General features: G+C 39.3%; 16 protein-coding genes, 2 tRNA genes and 1 pseudogene. 4 read left to right on the forward strand and 15 right to left on the reverse strand.

What is annotated here, in order from left to right; genetic code table 11:
- The first annotated feature begins 203 nt into the window (after positions 1-203).
- The gene (locus GJ691_RS04545) at positions 204-704 is read left to right on the forward strand and encodes an alpha-ketoglutarate decarboxylase (RefSeq protein WP_154364213.1); all 501 of its coding nucleotides are present in this window, start codon (positions 204-206) and stop codon (positions 702-704) included.
- Here the strand turns inward: GJ691_RS04545 and GJ691_RS04550 are convergent.
- The 3 genes from GJ691_RS04550 to GJ691_RS04560 form a co-directional block, all read right to left on the reverse strand.
- Positions 701-1,057 carry a hypothetical protein gene (locus GJ691_RS04550; protein ID WP_154364214.1) on the reverse strand — a complete coding sequence of 119 codons (357 nt, stop codon included), beginning with the start codon at positions 1,055-1,057 and terminating at the stop codon, positions 701-703. The two genes, GJ691_RS04545 and GJ691_RS04550, sit on opposite strands and share 4 nt — an antisense overlap.
- A gap of 127 nt (positions 1,058-1,184) precedes the next feature.
- Positions 1,185-2,201: a UDP-glucose 4-epimerase GalE gene (galE, locus tag GJ691_RS04555; protein WP_154364216.1), complete on the reverse strand. Its 1,017-nt coding sequence runs from the start codon at positions 2,199-2,201 to the stop codon at positions 1,185-1,187.
- A gap of 38 nt (positions 2,202-2,239) precedes the next feature.
- Positions 2,240-3,394, reverse strand: a complete 1,155-nt coding sequence (locus GJ691_RS04560; RefSeq protein WP_154364218.1) for a DegT/DnrJ/EryC1/StrS family aminotransferase — start codon at positions 3,392-3,394, stop codon at positions 2,240-2,242.
- An 82-nt stretch (positions 3,395-3,476) separates the two neighbouring features.
- Between GJ691_RS04560 and GJ691_RS04565 the strand changes: the two genes are divergently transcribed.
- From GJ691_RS04565 to GJ691_RS19805, 3 genes are all read left to right on the forward strand, one after another.
- The gene (locus tag GJ691_RS04565; protein WP_179955027.1) at positions 3,477-4,712 is read left to right on the forward strand and encodes a 3-deoxy-D-manno-octulosonic acid transferase; all 1,236 of its coding nucleotides are present in this window, start codon (positions 3,477-3,479) and stop codon (positions 4,710-4,712) included.
- 18 nt (positions 4,713-4,730) lie between these two features.
- Positions 4,731-4,994 carry a hypothetical protein gene (locus GJ691_RS04570; RefSeq protein WP_154364220.1) on the forward strand — a complete coding sequence of 88 codons (264 nt, stop codon included), beginning with the start codon at positions 4,731-4,733 and terminating at the stop codon, positions 4,992-4,994.
- Positions 4,995-5,208: 214 nt separating this feature from the next.
- Entirely contained in the window at positions 5,209-5,337 is a 129-nt protein-coding gene (locus tag GJ691_RS19805; RefSeq protein ID WP_281351213.1) for a hypothetical protein, read from the forward strand.
- Positions 5,338-6,231: 894 nt separating this feature from the next.
- Here GJ691_RS19805 and GJ691_RS04575 read toward each other — a convergent pair.
- The 12 genes and pseudogenes from GJ691_RS04575 to GJ691_RS04630 all read right to left on the reverse strand — a co-directional run bounded on the left by GJ691_RS04575 (position 6,232) and on the right by GJ691_RS04630 (position 23,719).
- On the reverse strand, positions 6,232-7,848 hold the full coding sequence (locus GJ691_RS04575) for a sulfatase (RefSeq protein ID WP_154364222.1): 1,617 nt from the start codon (positions 7,846-7,848) through the stop codon (positions 6,232-6,234).
- Positions 7,849-7,856: 8 nt separating this feature from the next.
- Positions 7,857-9,764, reverse strand: a complete 1,908-nt coding sequence (locus GJ691_RS04580; protein ID WP_218944419.1) for a glycoside hydrolase family 97 protein — start codon at positions 9,762-9,764, stop codon at positions 7,857-7,859.
- Between the two features lie 273 nt (positions 9,765-10,037).
- Complete coding sequence (locus GJ691_RS19670) at positions 10,038-10,304, reverse strand: hypothetical protein (RefSeq protein WP_246200113.1); 267 nt, start codon at positions 10,302-10,304, stop codon at positions 10,038-10,040.
- Between the two features lie 120 nt (positions 10,305-10,424).
- A pseudogene (locus GJ691_RS04590) lies at positions 10,425-10,970 on the reverse strand (IS3 family transposase); the annotation flags it as partial.
- Between the two features lie 241 nt (positions 10,971-11,211).
- A tRNA-Leu gene (locus tag GJ691_RS04595) sits at positions 11,212-11,293 on the reverse strand.
- Between the two features lie 278 nt (positions 11,294-11,571).
- Entirely contained in the window at positions 11,572-12,459 is an 888-nt protein-coding gene (locus GJ691_RS04600; RefSeq protein WP_154364224.1) for a carbohydrate kinase family protein, read from the reverse strand.
- A 78-nt stretch (positions 12,460-12,537) separates the two neighbouring features.
- Complete coding sequence (locus tag GJ691_RS04605) at positions 12,538-14,280, reverse strand: RagB/SusD family nutrient uptake outer membrane protein (RefSeq protein ID WP_154364226.1); 1,743 nt, start codon at positions 14,278-14,280, stop codon at positions 12,538-12,540.
- 12 nt (positions 14,281-14,292) lie between these two features.
- On the reverse strand, positions 14,293-17,445 hold the full coding sequence (locus GJ691_RS04610; RefSeq protein WP_154364228.1) for a SusC/RagA family TonB-linked outer membrane protein: 3,153 nt from the start codon (positions 17,443-17,445) through the stop codon (positions 14,293-14,295).
- Positions 17,446-17,458: 13 nt separating this feature from the next.
- Entirely contained in the window at positions 17,459-19,084 is a 1,626-nt protein-coding gene (locus GJ691_RS04615; protein ID WP_154364230.1) for a glycoside hydrolase family 32 protein, read from the reverse strand.
- Between the two features lie 38 nt (positions 19,085-19,122).
- A complete protein-coding gene (locus GJ691_RS04620; protein ID WP_154364232.1) occupies positions 19,123-20,475 on the reverse strand; it encodes a sugar porter family MFS transporter in 1,353 nt (450 codons plus the stop codon).
- Between the two features lie 231 nt (positions 20,476-20,706).
- Positions 20,707-23,451 carry a substrate-binding domain-containing protein gene (locus GJ691_RS04625; protein ID WP_154364234.1) on the reverse strand — a complete coding sequence of 915 codons (2,745 nt, stop codon included), beginning with the start codon at positions 23,449-23,451 and terminating at the stop codon, positions 20,707-20,709.
- 186 nt (positions 23,452-23,637) lie between these two features.
- Positions 23,638-23,719: transfer RNA gene (locus GJ691_RS04630), tRNA-Leu, on the reverse strand.
- Between the last annotated feature and the right edge of the window lie 91 nt (positions 23,720-23,810).

Below are 23,810 nucleotides of genomic sequence, written 5' to 3' on the forward strand. Positions count from 1 at the left end.
TATTATAAGAAACAAATCCCGTCATAGGACGAGATCAATTCTATTTTATTTTGTTTGAAAAAAATAATCAGTAATTTTCAAATAAAGTTTCAATAACAAAAACTGGTCAAAAATACAATATTTCACATATCTAGGCGTATCTTCATTAGTAATATTGACCAAAAATCAAGATCTGTTTATATAAAACACAAAATCTACACAAAATGAAACATTACATATTTACACTTCTATTACTTATTGGCATTTCTTGTTTTGGCCAAGGTTCTTCCAATAATTTTTGGGGCAATGTACGTTTTGGAGGTGGTATCGGAATCGGGTTCACCAACGGTAGTTTTAACGGGTCTATTTCACCTAGTGCAATTTATCAGGTAAATGAGCAGTTCGCGACAGGGACCAGCTTAAACTTCAATTATGCCAAATTCAACGACGACAAACTTTTCGCTTATGGCGGAAGCATATTAACTTTATACAATCCTATCCCCAATATTCAATTATCCGCAGAATTGGAGCAATTGAGAATAAACAGGACATACGCCCTTGATGGGGGAAACAGGGAAGACAATTATTGGTCCCCTGCCCTTTTCCTTGGCTTGGGATATAGTAACCAAAACGTTACGTTCGGACTTCGGTACGATGTGCTCTACGACGACGACAAAAGTATATATGCCAATGCTTTAATGCCTTTTGTAAGAGTGTACTTTTAAGAGGAATATTTTTTTTTCAACCATACCTTTTGAAACTCCCTCTTCAAGACCAAAAAAGAAACTTGCTCGGCAACCTCAACAGCATCTGTCACTTGAATCTCTCTAAATGCCTTTTCAGGTACATCTATTACATATAGTAAGTTTAAATACTCAACGAATTTTTCCATGATCAAATAATATATCTTCTCATGAAGAAATATCCTCAAGTCTTCTGAGGAAACAGAATCGGCAAGATCTATTGGTATGTTGGCAAGCCCGAAATCTTTCTTGATCTGTTGCACCAGTTTACCATAAAGGTTTTCGGTTTTGACATTTGCTAAAAGCTCATTGCTATTGGGGAAGTCAAGTCTCATAAATTACATACGTAGGTTGATGGGTTTTTGGTTTACAACGCTATCTATGCCATGTACTGGAGCGATCTTGATTCTTCCGTTTAAAAAAATGCCTGCCAATTATCCAGTTGTCAATACAAAGATAAAATCAGCTTCTTATTTTTTGCTCCCAATCCCATGCCGATTTCATGGCCTGATCCAAAGTATATTGCGCTTTCCAACCAAGTTCCTTATTTGCAATGGTCGTATCGGCATAGGCCGAAGTAATATCCCCAGGTCTCCGATCTACAATTTTGTAGTTGAGTTTTCTGCCGGATACCTTTTCAAAACTCTTGATAACTTCAAGAACCGTACTACCTTTACCGGTACCTACGTTGAACACCTCATAGTTATCCTTGTTCTTACCGCCCAATAAGCGTTGAAGGGCTACAACATGGGCCTTTGCCAAATCTACCACATAGATGTAATCCCGAACACAAGTACCATCAGATGTTGGATAATCATCCCCGAACACTGATAGTTGCTCCCGTAGACCCACACCTGTTTGGGTAATAAAAGGAACCAGATTTTGTGGCACACCAATAGGCAACTCCCCTATCTCGCTACTTGGATGGGCTCCCATTGGATTAAAGTAACGCAGGGCAATCGCATTTAAACCCGGGGTTACCTTGCATGTATCGCGAATAATCTCTTCCCCTATCTGTTTGGTATTGCCATAAGGGGATTCCGCCGGCTTTACCGGGGCATTTTCGGTTATTGGCATGGTATCGGCCTGACCGTAAACCGTGCAACTAGAACTGAATATGAAACTGGCCGAATTCTTCTTGGACAATTCCTTCAACATATAAACGAGTGTTCCAATATTGTTCTCATAATACAATAATGGTTTTTCTACACTCTCTCCCACCGCTTTGGATGCCGCGAAGTGTATAACCCCTTCGATATCTTGATGTCTTTTAAAGAACTCTTCAACTTTGGATCTTTCCTTTAAATCGATTTTTTCGAATACAGGCTTTTTACCCGTGATGGCCGTAATCCCATCAAGCACCTTTTCATCAGCATTTGAACAATCATCTATAATAACGACCTCATAGCCTTCATTCTGAAGTTCAACCACGGTATGTGAACCTATAAATCCCAATCCGCCAGTAACCAATATTTTCATCTAAACCTTAATTTAATTCAAATTATAATAAATGATCATTAGCCATTAACAAAACCAATAACCGTTTCGGTTATAAAATCTATCTGCTCCGCATCCAACTCCGTATGCATGGGTAATGAGACAACCTCTTTCACCAGTTGATTGGTTACAGGAAAATCGGACTCCCGGTACCTCTCATCCGCATACGCTTTTTGGCTATGCAAAGGAATGGGATAATAAACCCCACAAGGAATTTGCTTCTCGGCCAAATGTGCTACCAAGGCATCCCTTTTCCCATTGGTTATCCTTAAAGTGTACTGATGAAAAACATGACTATCACAAGTATCGCAAATCTCCCCGCAATTATTTACAGTTACGGGAACAATAATGTTTTCTTGACCTTCAAAGGCTTTTGTATAGGCCCGTGCCGCTTTTCTACGCGCATCACAATAACTATCCAACAAAGGAAGTTTTGCCCTAAGAACCGCAGCCTGAATGGAATCTAATCGAGAATTGACACCAACCACATCGTGATGGTACCTTTCGTACATACCATGGTTCACCATACCCCTTATAGTATGTGCCAAATCATCGTCATTGGTGAAAATCGCACCTCCATCACCATAACATCCCAAGTTTTTGGAAGGAAAGAATGAGGTGGCACCTACATCGCCTATAGTACCGGCTTTTTGTTTAGAACCATCGGACCACTTGTAGTTGGCACCAATAGCCTGTGCATTATCTTCTATAACGAACAAATCGTGTTTTTTGGCCAATGCCATTATAGCATCCATATTGGCACATTGCCCAAAAAGATGAACTGGGACAATAGCCCTAGTCTTTGGGGTAATGGCTCGCTCAAGGGCCGCAATATCGATATTGAAGGTTTCAACATCAACATCGACCAAAACAGGTGTCAATTGAAGAAGGGCTATAACTTCTACGGTAGCCGCAAAAGTAAAATCAACGGTGATTACTTCGTCACCAGGTTGCAATCCTAAACCCATCATGGCAATCTGCAATGCATCCGTACCATTGGCACAGGGAATCACATGTTTCACCCCTAAATATTCTTCCAATTCCTTTTGAAAGGCATGTACCTCCGGACCATTGATATAGGCCGAAGTATCTAGAATATTCGCAATAGATGAGTTTATCTGCTCTTTGATGGATTGGTATTGACCGTTAAGGTCTACCATTTGTATTTTTCGCATCTGCAAGTTTTAGCATAGTATCGGTGCAAAAATAAGGAACAATTCTGGAAAGAACCGTATTTTAGCGACAAACCATAACCTAGTGATCTACATCTACAATACCATTGCATATTTTTCATGGTTTCTGTTAAAATCAGTGGCTTTTTTTCAGCCAAAAATCAAGCTTTTCGTCAAAGGAAGAAAAGAAACTTTTTCCATTTTAAGGAAATCCATTCAAAAAGATGATCCCGTTATTTGGGTACACGTTGCTTCATTAGGGGAATTTGAGCAAGGACTGCCCGTGATAGAGAAGCTCAAGGCCCAATATCCTTTATACAAAATAGTAATAAGCTTTTTCTCCCCTTCGGGCTATGAGGTAAAAAAGAACTCGGCCGTAGCCGATGCCATTGTTTATCTACCGATCGACACAATCGGGAACGCCAAACGTTTTATAAATACCATAAATCCCAAAGTAGCGATATTCGTGAAATATGAGATTTGGCCCAATTACCTAAAAGTACTGGCAGAGAATAATATACCGACTATTTTAATCTCGGCCATTTTCAGAAAAGACCAAGTATTCTTTAAATGGTACGGTGGTCTTATGCGCAAGGCTTTGCAAACCTTCACCCATTTCTTTGTTCAAGATGAAAAATCGATAGAATTATTGAAAGGTATTGATTTGAAAAATTCAACCTTAAGCGGTGACACACGTTTTGACAGGGTTTCCGAAATTCTACAACAGGATAATCAGCTTTCGTTTATGGACCATTTCAAGGAAGGTTCCTTATGTTTCGTTGCAGGAAGCACTTGGCCAGATGATGAAGCCATTATGCTACCATTCATCAATGAAACCGAAAAAAACCTAAAGTTCGTTCTTGCCCCGCACAATATTAAACCGGAACACATTGTTTCCCTAAAAAAATCAATCTCAAAAACTACTCTATTATACTCCGAATTAGAGCAACATGACCCCTCTAATTTTGATGTATTGATCATTGACACCATTGGCCTACTTACAAAAATTTACAGTTATGCGAACATCGGCTATGTGGGAGGGGCTTTCGGCACTGGCCTTCACAACACCCTTGAACCCGCCGTTCATGGCATCCCCGTAATAATAGGCCCTGATTATTCTGGTTTTAAAGAAGCTGAAACCCTGGTTAGGAAAGAAGGCATTATAGTCGTTCAAAACAGTCTACAATTCAACGATACAATGACCCGATTACTGGAAAATCCAGAATTCGCCGCCAAAACCGGTAAGGTGAACTCCGACTATGTCACAGCGAATAAAGGTGCAAGCGTCCAAATCATATCATACCTACGTACATTACTATGATACGATTAGAGAACCAATATGAGAATTCCCCAAATTTTTATACTTATGGTATTGTTCAGCGTACTTCTTACTTCATGTAAAGAAATACACACCAAATACGATGATACCGAAAATCAGGAGAAAAGAACTCCGTCTATAGAAGAACACCAAAATTCAAGATCAACCCCTAAGGAGGATTATCAAGTTCCTAACAAAAGTTCCCGCGACAGCATTTCCAAAAAACGTAAAAAATCAAAAGATCTGGATACGTTGAAACCCAAGATGGCCCTGCTTAATAACTAAGCACTTTATAGTTGGGGATAAAACTCATTGGAAGCGCTTAACGGTAAACTCAAAGGAAATAAAAAAGGCTCTCTTTTCATCTTATGCCACTCATCGAATTTTTGGGTAATACATCCGATAAACATACTAAGCGACAGACACTTAGTCGAAATAACTTAGAAATTCGGGCAAATTCAGGTGACAAATGCTTATATTGTAGTAAATAATAAAAATCATGGAGCACGAAATTACATTTGGCAATAAAATACTCAACGTTTTTCTGGGTATTATGATTGTGGTTTTGATTGCGATTTTGCTTTCCGTAGTCGGCGGACTTTTATTAGCTGCCGTTGGGATACTTTAAATGCGATTGAATTTAGATTTCCTCAAATATTACCTCCTATTTTTCAAGAAATAACAAGTCCATTTTTATGAAATGGACTTTTTTGATTCACACACCATCACTTCTTCTTTAAAGCCATTACTTAACCAATTAATGAACCCAACCAATCAATCCCATAATTTTTAACCATTGATTCATAGGTTACCGTATTCTTATCCTATACATTGAATGACCTATTTTACATGAAACACAGATTCCAATCTAATATCATCTGATGCCGCCCCTACCTTTACTTTAAATTCGCCCGGCTCAACCATTTCTCTATTACATACCAATTCCCGACCAAAAACACAGCGTATAAAAAAAGCCGACTCCTAAAAGTCGGCTTTTCTCTTGTTGTACGGGCGGAGAGACTCGAACTCTCACACCTCGCGGCACTAGATCCTAAGTTTGGCTTTTTAACCATTTTAATACATATAATTGATTTTGTGCGTCTTGTAGTTTAACTTAAGCTCATTTAAATCGATTTGAAACCATAAAATGTGTTACCAACATTTGCCAGGTTGTTTATCATTATAAAAACTAGATCAAATAACACTACCTTAAAAATAGTTTTTCCCACCAAAACCAACATAAAGGGAAACAAGGATAACAGATTAGCTATGCGGCTCCCTGAAATCGAAAACGAAATTATTGCTATATAGGTATAATACAGACCCTAAATCCCCCAGGATGAGCAAGCAGAAAAAGTAAAATCTTCCCATTCAAGACATAAACAACCGAATGGGTCGATTAGAAAGAAATATGACGAGAGGAAAAGCATTAACAGACTGAAATCGAAATAGCTTTATTCTTCTTATGCAATTTTTAAATATGAAAAGTCCTTTCTAGATAATTCAATAGGCACTTAAGGATTCATGAATTTTGATTTTTGTTAATTTCGTTGACTTCACTTCCCCACCAATCGTCATTGGGCTGCCAATCAGGACTCAACATTTCCCTTCTTTGCTTTTCCAAGCGTGGCATGAGTTTCGTTTTATGGCTTTCCAGTCTTTTAATACGGGCAGCTTCATCCCATTCGGGGTCTTCCTTTGCATATTGGGTATTCATGGATTCCAACCAATCCATTAATTGTGTGTATAAGGTTTCCGCTATCGCTTTGTTTTTCCCAGACAAATCGTTACCCTCCTTTAGGTCTGTATTTAAATCATACAATTCATTGTGACCGTCTTCCCAGTAATGAATCAGTTTCCAATTGTCCTTTCTAATAATGGAAACCGGCTCCCCCCCTTGATTTCCGTAATGCGGATAATGCCAAAAAAGTGGTCTATCATCAATTTCTTCCCCGTTTAAAAGTGGCTTTAAACTAATACCATCGGCATGTGCTTCGGGTTTTAAAGGGATATTCGCCAAGTCTAACAATGTCGGGTACAGATCTGCGCCGGAAACCGGGGTTTCTATCATACCTCCATTTTGCTTTAACCATGGTACATAAATAAAATAAGGCACCCGTAAACCGCCTTCCCATTGGTACCCTTTTCCTCCCCTTAACATCAATTGATCGGTCGAGAAGTTGTCTCCGGAAGTAACCCCCCCATTATCCGAAGTGAACACGACGATGGTATTTTTATCCAAACCATTATCTTTCAAAGTCTTAAGGACACTTCCGACAGCCTCATCCACTTGTTCGATCAAACCGGCATACACTGGGTTATCTTGGTATTTTCGGGCAGGTAAAATACGTTCCATTTCAAAGCCGTTTTCTGCAATGCCCATTTGTTCGGCTTTGTCCCTATACCTTTTCCATTTGTCTTTGGTGGTCTGTATAGGGGCATGTACCGCATAAAAAGAGAGGTATGCCAAAAATGTGGTGTCTTTGTTTTTCTCAATGAATCCTGAAGTTTCTTTGGCCAATTTCATGGAAAGCGACATTCCTTTTTCTTCCTCCTGGTCTTCCATTTGCGGATTGTTGAAGGGAGAGAAATAACCTCCGCTGTAGGGGCCACCTTTTTCATACCCCCCTTGATTGATATCGAATCCATGATCGGTCGGTAAGGAGTGATCCGCTGCGCCTCCTAAATGCCATTTTCCCGCAAAAAAGGTTCGGTATCCGTTCTCTTTCAATACTTCAGGCAAAGTCACATCATCATGATCCAAATGATGCTTATACTCGGGCGGTAAAAGCTTTGTGTATCGGTTCTTTTTTTTCCACTCCGATCCCGATGGCGCACCAACAAACTGTGTAATCCCATGCCTTGCGGTAAACTGTCCGTTCAACAAACTTGCTCGCGAAGGGCTACAAACGGAACACGTTGCATAGCCATTGGTGAAAACATTCCCCGATTTTGCCACGGCATCGATATTCGGGGTTTCATAATATTCGCTGCCCATAACACTTAAATCGGCATACCCCAAATCGTCTACCACGATAAAAAGGATGTTAGGTTTATTGGAATCAGAAAGATGATCTTCATTTTTGCATGATGCCGATAAAAGGGTCATCAGCGCCAGGAAATATATTGGTCTTTTCATGGGCGATCTTATTTCTTCGATTCAGGCCTTATCCACATGCAATGGCCACCACCGGAAACCATCTTGGCCTGTACAACAGCGTCCTTCATTACGGTTGCGGTTCGTACTTGATAAGCTTCCGGATTCGTAGTGCTGTCGGTTTCTTCGGTATCTTCATAAAAGGTAATGGTATATTCTTGGTCATCATTCAAAAAGTCCAATGTTATATCAAGCGTACCGCCTTCGTTGTGCACCGAACCGATAAACCACTCCTCTCCATGCCGTCTTGCCGTGGAAATATACCCATCCATTTTGGCGTGCAATATTTTTGTTTCATCCCATTTTCCTACGGGCATTTCTTTAATGAATTCAAACAAATCCTGTTTTTCGGCATAAGCCTCGGGTGCATCAGGGATACACACCAATCCGCTGAATACGATAAGGGTTCTGGCGGCTTCCGCAGTGACCGTTGTACGTAATGAATTCAGTTTTTTAGGTCCTTTTTCCCTTTCGCCTGCATTAACACTTGTAATATCGAAAACACCATTGTTCATATCCAAGGGGCCTTGTATCGCGTTGATCAATGCCATCCTAATAAAGGCTTTAGGCGTGAAAGCCCGTCTGGAATCTTGTTGTGCATGACAAAATTCCCTAGTAATGGCATTGGGGTAGGTTCTCGTTACCCCAGTGAACGGCACGGGTCCATCGTGAAAATCAATCAATAAATTACTTTCGGCACTCATACGAATGGCGTCTCTGGTAAAGGGCACGTTTGCCCCCATAAAACCGTATTTGATACCTTTGACCCCAAGGGATTTGTAATACGGGAACAAGGCATCATCACCATAATTCCCTTGTCGCCTGTCATAGTACAGAATTAGGGACACCCCTTTTTCTTTGGCATACGCCGCTACTTTATCCAAATCCAATTTATCGGACATTGTTATTTCCCCTGGTTCCACATGGGTGTACCAGGCATCGTCAATAAGGAAATATTCAATCCCATTTTTTGATGCAAAATCGATAAATCGGAAATAACTTTCGTTATCGATCCCATACGTAAATCCGTCCTTGGCTTGCAAACCATGAACCCTCCAATCCCAAAGGGTTTTTCCTGGTTTAATCCATGATGTGTTTTCAATTTGATTAGGGGCCGCCACATTCAGTGGCACCGTATTGGTAAGTAAATCACCCATTCGGTCTTCCAAAAGAATTACCCGCCAAGGTGTTGTTAAGCTCCTCTCATCGGACTCAAATCCGTTTTTTGAAACCAATTTGTTTCTTTGGTCATCATAATTGAAGTTTATGAGATCAAAACCCGGCGCACTGATCAAATCCGATTCCAAAAGCGATAAAAATTTACTTTCTTGATGCGCTACGACCAAGGGCATTTTTATTTTTTGTTTTTTGCCATTGGGCTGGGTTTTCCCCAAGTCGGCCAAAGCCACAGGTCCAAAGGGCTGCCCTTCTCCCGCCGGTGAATATAGGTTACTTGTATCGGGCAAACCGTATTCGATAAAAAAAGAAGGCTTGGCCCCTGCTGGAATTTCATCGGCCTTAAAACGAAAAGCAACACCATCATTGTAGGTTCTTACCAAAAGTGTAACAGGGACACCTTCGTAATTCAGCGATACTTCCAACTCTTTGTAATGGTCTTCAATTTCACTGAACTGCCCCCAAACGGGATTCCATGTTTTACGTACTTCATTGATTTCAGTATCCAAAACTTCAACTTGCAAGTCGGGTAAAATGGAGATTCCTGAATTTAAAATGATGTCTTTGCCACCATCATAAAGGTTGTAGCCCAAACCCTTATCCGTTTGATCCAATACAACTTCAATTAGGCCATCGGGGGATGTAATCGATAACTGTTTGGGTTTTTTACAATTAAAGAAAATGAGTGCAAGACCCATTGTAACCTTTACTATTCCTTTCATCTTTTCTATTTTAAAACGTTTCCTTTATTTAGGCTACCTTACAGCTTCCTTGAACATTGGTTTTTTGGCCTAGGAAGCCCTCTTACCATCTGCCCCACTACCTTGTACCATTCCATCATGACCTGTTTCCTTTCCGTTTGGCACGCATTGACAGAACGAACCATAAACCACGCGCTACCGAAAAATCATTGGACAGCCTTGGCAATTCGGGGTATAACCATGGTCATGTTTCGCATGGCCTTTGATTGTTTTTTCAGCAATCCCTTATCGTCTTTACCGGAACAAACAATATAAAACAGCAATAACAACACAAAGAACAAAAGACCCGATATTGAACAAAGGGGATGTTTCGAATAGTTTTTTAGACAAGATTATTCCTTTAGCGTCATCTTTCCCTTTGGTCTCAAGATGGCTTACCCCCATAATGATCATTATGGTTAAAATGCCGTCAATCCCATTTGGTGCATCCAAGGTTCCAAAGCCGAAATGGGAATATATTTCAACAACAAAGCAATCGGTATTGATAAAAAAGCACCCCAAATCGCCCCGTTATTGGTGGTTTTTTTCCAAAAAAAACCTAATACAAACACCGCTGAAATACCCGGACTTACTACCCCTGAGTCGTCCTAAAATAGGTTGACAGTTTTTAAATTATTAATATTAAACCAGAGAAGCTAGCTTCTCTGGTTTAATATTATGTATAAAGTTAGGTGTTTTATATTTTAAACTCAAGTGCGGTCTTTTGTTATTATACGTTGTTATTGATTCTGCTATAAGCTTTTTCAACTCTTTGCCACTGTTCCATTTATATATCAAGAATTTTCCTTTCAATATACCGTTCATTCGTTCTGCCATTGCACTTTGGTAGCAATCATACCCATCTGTCATTGATGGGGTTATATTGCATTGCTGTAGTTCTTTTTGATATATGGCCGAGCAATACTGCAATCCCCTATCGGAATGATGAATTAGATGTTTGCTCGTTAATCTATTGTTGTTCACCATTTTTACAGCCTTTACCACATTCTCTGCACTCATATCATCACTAAGATGGTACCCCATTATTTTTCTACTATAGGCATCGGTTACCAAGGATAGGTAATGTGTCCGCTCCCTACTTTTAATGTATGTAATGTCACTGACGAAGAACTCCTCCGGTCTGCAAACTTTGATTTCTTTCATCAGATTAGGATGTTTTCTAAGCCAAACCAAAACGGTACTTCTACCTTGAAAACCATAAGCCTTTTGCGCCTGCTTATATGTCATCTCGCCTTTTTCGACCTGATGGACAATACTTAATTTAAAGCCCAGATCTTAATCGCGTTGGGTTCGCTTGTTCACCGTAATAATTGAATGTTTCATAAATAAGTCGATTTTATGTCAACTTATTTCAGGACGAGACACTAAAAATAAAAAAAGCCCTTCATTTCTGAAGGGCTTATCGAAGTACGGGCGGAGAAACTTGAACTCTCACACCTCACGGCACTAGATCCTATGTCTAACGTGTCTACCAATTCCACAACGCCCACATTCTTGATCCAAAAAACTATTTGATTATTGGGACTTATTATTATATATATAACGTTATCTCAAAAATCAACTTTGAGGGAACATTAAGAAGTCAAACCAATTTTCTAAGAGGTCTTTATTAATTATTATCCTGCTGATTTTTCATATAATTACCCCTTATAAGGATATAAATTTTTAAGTACTGGTTTTATTATAACATAGCCTATTGTAAAATCTTGTCAACACAAAAACCAATAACTTTTTTTTAGCAAGGATTTAAACTAAACAACCCGATAGGTCAAGGATTCATAAACTTTGCGATTTCCTGCATGCTCAATTTGGGATTAGCGCCATCGCTTTTAGCAACCAAGGCTCCTACAGCACAACCAAAATCGATAGCCTCTTGTGGCCCTTCCCCATTTAGCAATTTGTAGATTACTGAAGCCAAAAATGAATCACCGGAGCCTACGGTATCCAAAACCTTAATTCTATATCCACTATTATAATAAAATACATTCTGGTGATACAATACAGCACCATACGCCCCTTTAGTTACACAAATGGTTTCAATCTGAATCTGTTCGGCCAAAAACACAATCGTCTGCTCCATGGAGTTATATTTGGAACCAAGGTATTCAGCCACTTCATACAATTCGTCATCATTGAATTTGACAAAATCGGCTTGCTGTATCAATTCCAAAAGCAGCTCCTTCGAATAATATGGTGCTCTTAAATTTACATCGAAAACCTTGTAAGGTGCTATTTGCAATAAGCCTATCAAGGTAGTCCTTGATGTGCTATCCCTGCAGACAAGACTGCCATAAATAAAAACATCACTTTCTTTCAATTGTTTTTCATAACTACTTCTTGATGTTATTTTATCCCAAGCAACGGGATAGGAGATATCATAGGTTGCCACCCCACTACTATTTAAATTAACTTTCACTTGACCTGTACGATAAAGTGGACTAATCTGAATCCCATCGGTATTGACCCCACGATTATTCAGAAAGTCAAGTATCCTATTTCCATATTTACCATCGCCTACACTACTTATCATACTTACGTCTACATCAAATGACCTTAGTCGTAAAGAAACATTCAAGGGAGCTCCGCCGATCTTTGAGTGTGTTGGGAAATTATCGAATAAAACCTCACCAAAACAAATCACATTTAATTTTTTCATAAACCAAACTTTAAATAAAAGGCACGAAGAAACCACTCTCCGTGCCTAATAAACTAACTCAAACAATTTCGTCTTATATTAATATCCCGGGTTTTGCTTATAAAGACCTCCTGTAAAGTCTATTTCCCTTTGTGGAATTGGATAGTACTCATCCCTTCCGGCAGTAAATTCTGCATTTGACAAGAAATCCCTTTTGGTTTTTTCCTCGGTTAGATAAGCATTCAATACTTCTGCAGCCTCTCCCCATCTTACCAAATCAAAGAAACGAGGTCCTTCCATCCCAAATTCCAACCTTCTTTCAAATTTTAATGCTTTCCAAGCATATTCCTTATTTGGAAAAGAAAGATATTCCTGTACATTATAAATATCCGTAGCACCGGCATCGATTTGACGTTGGGTACTTGCAGCTGCACGTGCCCTAACCTGATTGACCAAGGGCAAAGCCTCATCCCAACGATCCAATTGTATCAAGGCCTCTGCCTTAAAAAGTAAGATATCGGCATATCGAATAAAATCAACATTCTTTGAAGTACCCACAAACGGCCCTTCCTTCACGTAACAGGAGCAATCCGGTGCTTGTTGTTCCTTCATATTCCCAAAATAACCATAAACCCCTGGATCCCTGGCCCAAGTAAAGTTATAAACCATATCACCTGTAGTATTCACTGTATTCCTATATTTAAAAGGCCTTCCCGGGACTCCTACCGTATGATCCAACCTAGGGTCAACCGTTAATCCTGTAGCTGGCGTTACGATTCCATCCTCATTAACAGCAGTGAGTATATCCGTATCGTTAAAACTATCCAATAAAGGTAGTCCAGCTTCATCGGTTCTAAACGCGTTTACCATGTTCTGACTAGCCAAATGAAACCCACAACAACCATATAACGCAGATCCATGTGGGGAATTAAGTCCTGTAACAAAACTCACCCTACTAACCTTGGTACCATCATTTATAGAAAATTGGGCGGCCCAAATAGATTCAGGACCATTATCAAAACCATCTAAAAAGTTGTTGCCATAATCTGCCTCAAGACCTGCCACAACCTCATCAGCATAAACAATTACCTCTTGAAGTCGCTCAGGGTTGATCGCAGTGACCTGATGTTGCTCGTTTTGCTCATAAGCTTGGTAAAGCCTAAGTTTGGCCATATATGCCGCGGCTGCATTTTTATCTGCCCTACCAACCTCATCTTGTGATAAGGGAAGATTGTTATAGGCAAAAATGAAATCTTCCGCTATGGTATTCCACAACTCATCGTTCGGCACATCATTGGAAACCGCCGCTATTTCTTCTTGGGTCAGACCTTCCTTGATATAGGGTATTTTCTTGAACAACAGCTTCAACATAAAATGGGAATGTGCTCTCAAAAATCTAAGTTCAGCTTGTCTCAAGGTCTTGTTTTCATATTCTGCATCGGGAATATCGTTAATTACGGTCAAAGCAAAATTAGCCCTTGAAATGGCCTTGTAGTAATTGGTCCATGTTCTTGGTGTCATCCAGTCGCCATAATCAGGAATCGTTAAATTATATTGCTCATAGCGATCTACCACATCAACATCACCACGGCCTCCACCTCCTTTATATGCATCATCGGAACGCACACTTCCATACACCCATTGATGGGTCAAAGGCCCTATCATCTCATCATTGGCAATCCCTGCATAAGCTGCTACCACCAATGCTTCCGCATTTTCCGCAGTTGCTACGTTCTCATTTGATAGCACGCCCTCTGGTTCATATTCTAAAAAATCCTTGTCACAAGAAACCAGAAATAATGTAACCAGCATTCCTAATATTAAAAATTTATTTTTTTTCATGATTTTCTTTTATTAAAAATTCACATTAAGTCCTAAAGAAAGTACTGTGGGAACCGGAATATTATCTACCGTGGTACGTTCTGGATCAGAGCCTATATAATCTTTCGGAGTAAACCAGAATAGGTTTTCCCCTTGAAAATAAATGCGTAAACCGGTCATTCCCCCTAATTTTCCAATTAAATCCTCGGGCAAGGAGTACCCCAATTGTAAATTCCTTATTTTGAAATACGAATTCTTCCTATATAAATAATCAGAAGTTCTAAGATCATTAAAGGCTAGTGAGAGTGATGGAATATCAGAATCGGTATTAGTTGGGGTCCATGCATCAAGAACACCAAGCCCGGCATTCTCCCGACCCTGTGTGAAATTGTTCCATAAGATATATGGATCCTGTCCTATTCTACCCGCAACACCTGATCCAAAAACAGAGAAATCAAAATTACGGTATGCCAAATCTACACGAATACCATATTCCAGATCTGGCAATGTATTTCCTATAAAATCACGATCATCGGAATCAATAACGTTATCTCCGTTAAGGTCTTGGAATTTTAAGCCTCCAGGTCGCGCACCTACTTGTGCCGGACTACTATCTATATCATCTTGACTTTGGAAAAGACCATCTGTTTTATATCCAAAGATCGAAAACTGGGAATGACCTAATATTGAATTTTCCGCGGTACCTGGAAAACCAGCCCTAACTTCTTCTGGTAAAAACGTAATCTCATCTTTGAAAGCACCGAAGTTTGTGGATACGCCTAATGTAAATCCACTTTCCCATGCCTTGGAATACGCAACTGAAAGCTCCCATCCTTTTGTTTCGGTAGTTGCTCCGTTTAAAACCCGCTGTTGGCCTTCACCAATTACAGAGGCAATAGGTGGAGTAATAAGTATATCACTGGTCTTTCTTGTAAAATAGTCAAACGTACCTACAACAGCATTTTGAAAAAGTCCAAAATCAATACCATAGTTAAATTCTTTGGTAGTTTCCCACTTTAAAGAAGGGTTCGCCGCTTGAATGGAAACAAAGCCTGATGGTAATGTTCCACTATTGTTACCCCCTAGATCATAAGCAGTCCCAACATTATAATACTGGTTAAAGAAATCTGGCACATATTGATCTTGATTAGGCCCATATCTTGATTCGTACAAACCAAATCTTGCCAAATCACCAATAGACTGGTTACCTACCTCACCATAACCTGCCCTTAGTTTTAAATCAGAAACAACACCTTCATCATTAAAGAAATCTTCCCTACTAATTCTCCAACCAATTGTTGCCGCAGGGAAAACACCGTATCTGTTATCTTCCCCAAATCTAGAAGAACCATCCCTACGTACTGTAACTGAAGCCAAATATTTATCTGCAAATGCATAATTGAGTTTTGCGAACTGAGATAACAAACTACTGCCACTAGAGCTTCCTGTATTGGTTTTTGCCCCTGTTGCCGCATCCAAGACAAAATAGGACTCTGTTTCTACCGCAAAACCATCAGCAATAGCCGTTACCGAATCAAAATCATTCTTTATCGATTCAGCACCAACCAATACGCCAAGCCTATGCTCTCCCAGTTCAAGGTTATAATTCAAGGTATTGGTAAAAACAACGCTGGTAAATTTATTGGTATCCAAGATCAACCTATTATTGCTTCGGTTAACAAAACCATTGGATACCGTAGGTTCAATGTCCTTACTTTTAAAATCATTATAATCCAGACCAATGCTAGTCCTAAAAGTTAAATTGTCTATTATTTGGAGTTCGGCAAATACATTTCCAAAAATATTTGTCCTTTCCGTGTTGTCCCATCTATTCAAATACTGCATCAAAACAGGGTTGTTACGGTCCGAATACCCTGCCCCCAATGGCCCACCATAATTACCATTACTATCGAACAAAGGAATGGTTGGTGCCAAGCTAATTGCCAATGATGGTGTTGGGGCACTACCTATATCTGTAGATCCCAATGTTTCATCCGAAGTGGTAAAAACCGTATTGACCCCAACCTTTAATTTATCATTGAACAATTTGAAATTGGAATTCAATTTGCCTGAAAACCTTTCGTAACCCGTATACTTTAAAATGCCTGTATTCTTAAGGTGCCCCAAATTAATGAGATGAAACGATTTATCAGTGCCCCCCGAAATGGATACTTCATTATTGAAAGTATAACCTGTTTCATACGCTTCATTCTGCCAATCCGTATCTCCCACCGGCACGCTGACATCACCACCAACATAAGGCTGGAGCGTTACACTGTTCAGCACTGGATTATTAAAATCGCCATTCCAATCAAAATTATAAATCTCGCCATATCCACCGGTCGGATCAGCACCATCATTGACAGACGCCCTCCATAAAGCTTCTCCTCGCTGAATGGAATTCAACATATCGTATCGCTGTTTTTTTTCAGACTGCACAGAAATATTCGAATTTATAGTTACCCTGTACTTTTCATCTCCTCCTGATTTAGAACTATTTTTGGTGGTTACGATAATTACCCCATTACCTGCCCTTGATCCGTAAATGGAAGAGGCTGAAGCATCTTTCAACACTTGAACTGATTCTATGGTACTGGGATTAAGACCTGAAAAAACTTCTTGCCTAACCGTTGGAACCCCATCAATAACATAAAGAGGATCGTTATTTCCCAAGGTGGTGACACCCCGAATCAAAATTCGACTACTGGTACCGTTCGGGTTACCTGATTTTTCAACAAAAAGTCCAGGCACCCTACCTTGTAAGGCCTGCATGGCATTACCCGAACTTAAACTTTGACCTTCCACAGGACCAAGCTCTACAACTGTAACAGCTCCTGTTAAATCGGCTTTTCTTTCAGTTGTATAACCGGTTAGCACTATCTCATCTAACAATTGCGCATCTGCCTGTAAAACAATATTAAAAGAAGTTTGACCATTTACCTGGACCTCAACTTTTAAAAAGCCAACATAACTTACCGAGAGTGTCGCATCCGCAGGTACTTTATCAAGTGTGAAGTTCCCGTCAAAATCCGTCGTTGTACCAATGGTCGTCCCAGATACAACCACAGAGGCACCTGGCAGTGGCATACCATCATCCTGGGAGGTCACCGTACCATTTATCCGTTCTTGGGCCAATAACCCCAAGGGAACAAATGTCATTAGTAATAAAAAGAGTTTTAGTTTCATAATTGAGTTTTATTTAGTTAATATTCAGTTCATTTACTTCTAAAAAATCAAGAACAAAGTCTTCGCTTGCCGACTCTATTGAAAGTGTCTCGAATGGCGCATTGGGAAAGAAAATCTCAGTCATTACCGTAGACCCTTCATCAAAAAACAATTCTATTGATGTCTTATCAAGGAGGATTGTCCCGGACAACATTCCATTGTCGGAAAATCGTTTGGCTTTGCTGACCTTATTCGAAAACCTATCGGAAAACCCTGTTTTACCGGAGGTATCACGATCAATGAAAAAACTATTATCCCCCCCATTGTATCCAAAGGATAATTCGTCTCCTTGTTTATTGGAAAGTTTAAAAGTGAAACTATCTTTCTTTACATCTGAAATACTGAAACTTATTGCAGTTCGTGAGAGATTTACCTTTTCTGAATCAAGAAGTGCCGACAGCCCATTCACGGCAATTCTTTCTTTCTTATACTTTACACCTTTATAAGCGTCTAATTCATCAACCGGGTCAAATGCCAACCTATAGGTTTCCGCATCCTTGATCAATTTCACTTCCCTTGCCACGGTCATTGCACTGCGCCAAGTCTCTGTTGGGACTTCATTGGCATATTCCCAATTGGACATCCAGCCCATATAAAATTTTCCACCGTTCTTAGAGATGATGTTGGAAAAGGTGACCCCGGCATAATTGTCCTTTCCAAAATCTATCCAAAATTTCTGCCCTTTGTTCAGGACAGTTTCAAACCCCTTATCAATGGTGAATTTTCGACCATCAAAGTCACCAATAAAATATTGCGTAGCACTACCTCCATTGGGACCACCAGGATTTACACTAACATAAAGCACCCATTTGGTTTCATTTGTACCCGCTACAGGCATCTGGAAAAGATCCGGACATTCCCAAACACCACCATGTGTTCCGAGATCCTTTTTCATATCCCCTCCAAAATCCGACATCAGTTCCCATTTTTTAAGATCCTTTGAACCATAAAACATCACTTTGTCATGGGCAGCCAAAACCATAACCCATTTTTCATGTTCCTCGTCCCAGGATACCTTGGGGTCCCTGAAATCCCTAATTCCGGGATTTTCAATAACCGGATTCCCTTCATATTTTGTCCAAGTAAGCCCTTCATCCAAGGAATAGGCTATTGCCTGTGACTCGACATCGATCCCTTCAGCTTTTTCAATTTCCATATTATGATAAGTGAACATGGCGATTATCGGTACTTGGCCTTCTTTCCCAAAGCCCGAGGAATTTTGTAAATCAACTACCGCACTTCCAGAAAAAATATATCCCATATCATCAGGGTATAATGCAATAGGCTGCTCTTTCCATTTTACCATATCGGTACTTACTGCATGACCCCAATGCATGGGCCCCCATTTATTACCGTCTGGATAATGTTGAAAATACAAATGGTAATACCCATTGTAATGGAACATCCCATTGGGATCGTTCATCCATCCTACCTTAGGTGTAAAATGGTAATTTGGGCGATACAGCTCTTCTTCGGCATCTAAAGGACTTTCTTGTTGTACAACAACACCCTTGTTTTCTTTTTCCCGATGTTCCTTGCATGCAAAAATCATACACAGGCCGGCAATGGCAAGTACTAATTTTAATCTATGTTTTTTCATACTCTAAATAAATTGGGTTTAAATCTTACACATTTACACTATTCAATCACATTGCCTTTTTTAGTATTTGCACCTTCTGATTTACTTAAGGATTTGCTCAAAGCCTCCAAGGAAACCCCCTTTGTTTCTGGCATAACAAAGGCTACAAAGAGCAATTGCAAAAACATCATAAAGGCAAAAAAGGCAAATACGGTTCCTGCACCGATCGATGAGAACAACACAGGGATCAATGAGGGGATCACTGCCGCCAATACCCAATGAACCGAGCTTCCGAAGGATTGACCGGAGCCTCTTAAGTGATTGGGGAAAATTTCGGAAATGAACACCCAGATTACAGTACCCTGCCCTACGGCATGTGCGGCAATGAAAAGGAACAGGAATATGGCTACGGACATTCCTTCCCAACCAAAGAAGAAAGCGCAAGACACCAAGGTGAGCGACACTATATATCCAAAAGAGCCTATATACATTAGTTGTTTGCGACCGAACCTATCAATTAGAAATATACCCACAAGGGTAAAAAGTAGGTTGGTGACACCTATTCCAATACTGCTCAATAAAGCCGTACTTTCTCCCAGACCGGCCTCTTCCAATATTCTAGGGGCGTAGTATAAAAAAGCATTTATACCAGATGCTTGATTAAAAAAGGCCATACAAAAAGCAAGAATCAGTGCAAAACGGTATTTCTTCATGAAAATATTATCTCCCGGTGCCTTATTTTCGTTCTCCTGATTAATTTCCATCATCATTTCCTCCGCATTCTGATCAGGGTTTATCACATTAAGCACATTAAGAGCTTCTTCGGTTCGAAGCTTTGTCAAAAGCCAACGAGGGCTCTGTGGCACGGTGGTGACAAATAGTGTATAAATTACAGCAGGAATGGCCTCTACCCCAACCATCCATCGCCAAGCATTTTCCCCAATACCACTTAACAGGTAATTGGATAAAAAGGCCACCAATATTCCAAAAACGATATTGAATTGGTACAGACCTACTAGTTTCCCCCTATCCTTGGCGGGTGAAATTTCAGAAATATATGCGGGAGCGGCTATTGTGGATGTCCCTACACCCAACCCTCCCAAAAACCTAAAGAAAGCAAAGGTTATAGGGTCATTTGCAAATGCAGAACCTAAAGCGGAAACGGTATATAAAACCCCGATCCAAAAAAGCGTTTTTTTTCTACCGAGCCTATTGGTTGGTATTCCCCCTAATAATGCACCTACTACCGTACCCCATAAAGCCATGGCCATAACCACGGTTCCGTGGAACACATCTGAAGTTCCCCATAACATCTGTAATTTTTTGTCCGCTCCAGAAATCACTACGGTATCAAAACCAAATAAAAATCCTGCCAAAGCCGCAGTAATAGACCAAACCAATATCTTCCTCATATCACAATTATTAAATACGAAGACTATATTATTACAAATTATTTAAGAGTTATTTTACCAATGTTACAGTTTATTATGATTTCGTTCACATTTCCACAAACAATATTAACCTACTGAATATCAGTATACTAACACAAACACCTTAACAAAGAAGAATTAATAGGTTACACTTTTGTAACACGTAAGTTTAAAATTGATACATGATTTAAAGAGCGGAAAGATTAAAATGCCCTAAAATGATTTTTTATAGGCCCCTGGAGTAACACCATATTTACTTTTAAAGGCGGTAGAAAAATAATTCGGGGAAGAAAAACCTGTACTATACCCTATTTCAGCAATGGATTTGTCGGTCGTTTCTAGCATAGATTTCGCATTTTCCAATCTAAAATTGGAAATGTAATCGCTAACACTGATACCCAACATAGCTTTGACCTTTCTGTACAATTGAACCCTGGAGATATTCAGTGCATCGGCCAGGTTCTCAACTGAAAAACCTGCATTGTCCAAATTGTCCTTTATTTGTTTATTCAATTCGCGAACGAATAATTGTTCCGGGTTTCTAAAAGATTGCACCTGGTCTATTTTATGAATATTATTGGTATAATAATACCTTAATTTTTCCCGATTATAAAGGAGCGACTTAATAGATTGCGTTAAGATCGAATAGTTAAACGGCTTGGTCAAATATAAATCGGCCCCACTTTGAAGCCCTTTTATAAAAGATTCCTTATTCCCCAAGGCGGTCAATATGATTACTGGAATATGTGAGGTACGCAAATCGTTTTTTAATATTTCGCAAATCTCAAAACCATTCTTAACGGGAAGGTTCACATCACATAAAATAACATCGGGAACATGCTCGAACGCCAACTCGGTACCATCCGTTCCATCAGACAAAACGATATCATATTCGACACTAAGCTTGTTCTTAAGAAAGAAACTCAAGTCCCTATTATCCTCTATCAAAAGAATGCAATACCTCTCTTCCCCAGTATTGGTGTCCAATTTAATATGGGTATCATCCATTGTAATATCTTCCGAAAAATTGATCAAAGTCGAATCGACTATCTCCGGGTCCACTACAATTTGATCTTCATTGAAATGGGTGTTCCCTTTAAACAAGGTAACAATGAATTCAGTTCCATTATGGGATTTTACCTCGATTTTCCCTAGATGAAGCTCAACAAACTGCTTACTTAAATGCAAACCTACCCCTGAACTGTTTTTCCTATTATTCGATCCCTTAAAAAAAGGGGTGAATACATTTTTCAATTCATTTTCCGGTATTCCTATTCCGTTGTCCTTAAAATGGATGCTGATACTGCTTTCTTCAAAATTATCATGGATTTCAATATCTATTCTACCATTATCCGGTGTAAATTTAAAGGCATTGGACAATAGGTTAAAATAAACCTTATCCATTAAATTTCTATCGATAAACAAATCCAACTCCTCATTATTGGAACTAATATTGAAATTAATGCCCCTCTTTTTCGCTTCTCCTTTGAATTCTTTATAAATATTATTGGAAAACTTATAAATATTGGTTTTTGAGGCCCTTACATTAAACTTTTGATCCTCGACTTTTCTGAAATCCAACAAACTATTGATCAACCGAAGAAGGCGATTTGAATTATTCTGAATCAGTTCAATTTCAAAGCCGGTTTTATTCCCCTTTTTTTTGTCCCATTCCCTTAACGACTCAATTGAACTCATAATTAATGTAATGGGAGTTTTGAACTCGTGGGATAGTCCAGTAAAAAAATTCATTTTTGCCTCATTACTTTCCTTGACCTCATTAGCGATCTTTTCGATTTGATTTCTTTGGACCGTGATTTTCCTATTGGTAATTTCTAACTGCCTATTTTTCCTGACAATAGCGATTTTTGAATATATACTATAAATGGCCAAGCTTAGAATAATCAAAGAAAAACCAAGAATAATCTTCAAGATATTACTTTGTGAGTAGTACAGTTGTTCTTGTCTTTTTATAGCTGATACCTGTGATTCAAGGAGTGTCTGATGTTCATTTATTTTATTCAATTGGTTTTGCATTATTTCAGCATTGAACCGATCTATTACAGTAGTATTAAGGATTATGTTCTTAGGCACATCCTCATTGTTCAATAGTCCCAAGGCCGTTTTTATGGCCTCATCGCCCCCGGTAGGATATAATATCGTAGCTGCAAGCATGCCGTCTTTGACTAATTGTATTCCACCATTTGGGCCATTTAATCCGTCAACCCCAATAATCTTGATATTATTTTCTATACCTAAGTTTCTTGCGACCTCCCAAGCACCCTTTGCCATTCTGTCGTTATGGGCGAAAACATAGTCGACAGGTCCGGTACGTAATAACATTTCCCGAAAACTTTCAGTAACGGATTCCTTCTCCCAATCACCTTCAATAGCTCCACAAAACTCAATATTGCCAAACTTATCAATTACCTGATGAAAACCAAGACTTCTTTCCTTGGCCGGGGAAGACCCTTTAAGTCCCTTTATCTCTATTACCCTTAAAGAATCACGAATATTGGAAACAATGATTTTAGCTGCATTGCGGCCAACCTCAATATTATCGGCACCAACATAAACGGTATATTTTTCGTTATCCGTTTTTCTATCGACCAATACCACAGGAATTCCGGAATTCATCGCTTCTTCCACGATAGGGGTAATAGGCTTTGATTGAATTGGGGAAACGATAATAATATCCACACTATCAGCAATGAACTTCCTTAACTGTGTTATCTGTCGCTGAACATCATAATTGGCATTTGATATGTCTAAAGTGATATTAGGATATAAGGATGCCCGTAATTGCATGGCATTATTCATAGATTGCCTCCATTCATCATCTACCATCGCTTGGGAGAATCCAATACGTATCCCATCTTTTTCATTCCGTGAAGAACACGAGAAAAGAAGAAAAATCAGAAATAAAAATAAAATTGGGTTGATTCTTTTGGGACTCATGAAAATTGAGTTTATCCTGTAAATTTAAAGAAATTGAGAATACCCTTAAAACCTTGAATACTTTAATTCTAATCGAATATGCAATTGATTTACAAAGTACATACAACAAGCATCTAATAACCGATGCTACCCAAGTTTACCAAAAACAAAAAAGCCGACTCCTAAAAGTCGGCTTTTCTCTTGTTGTACGGGCGGAGAGACTCGAACTCTCACACCTCGCGGCACTAGATCCTAAGTCTAGCGTGTCTACCAATTCCACCACGCCCGCATACTTGTTCCAATAACCTATTTGATTATCGGGATGCAAATATAAAGCAAAATTTGAATTTACGATACTCTCTTTTTAAAAAGTTCTTTTT

Source organism: Maribacter luteus, assembly GCF_009674825.1.
GTDB classification, from domain to species: domain Bacteria; phylum Bacteroidota; class Bacteroidia; order Flavobacteriales; family Flavobacteriaceae; genus Maribacter_A; species Maribacter_A luteus.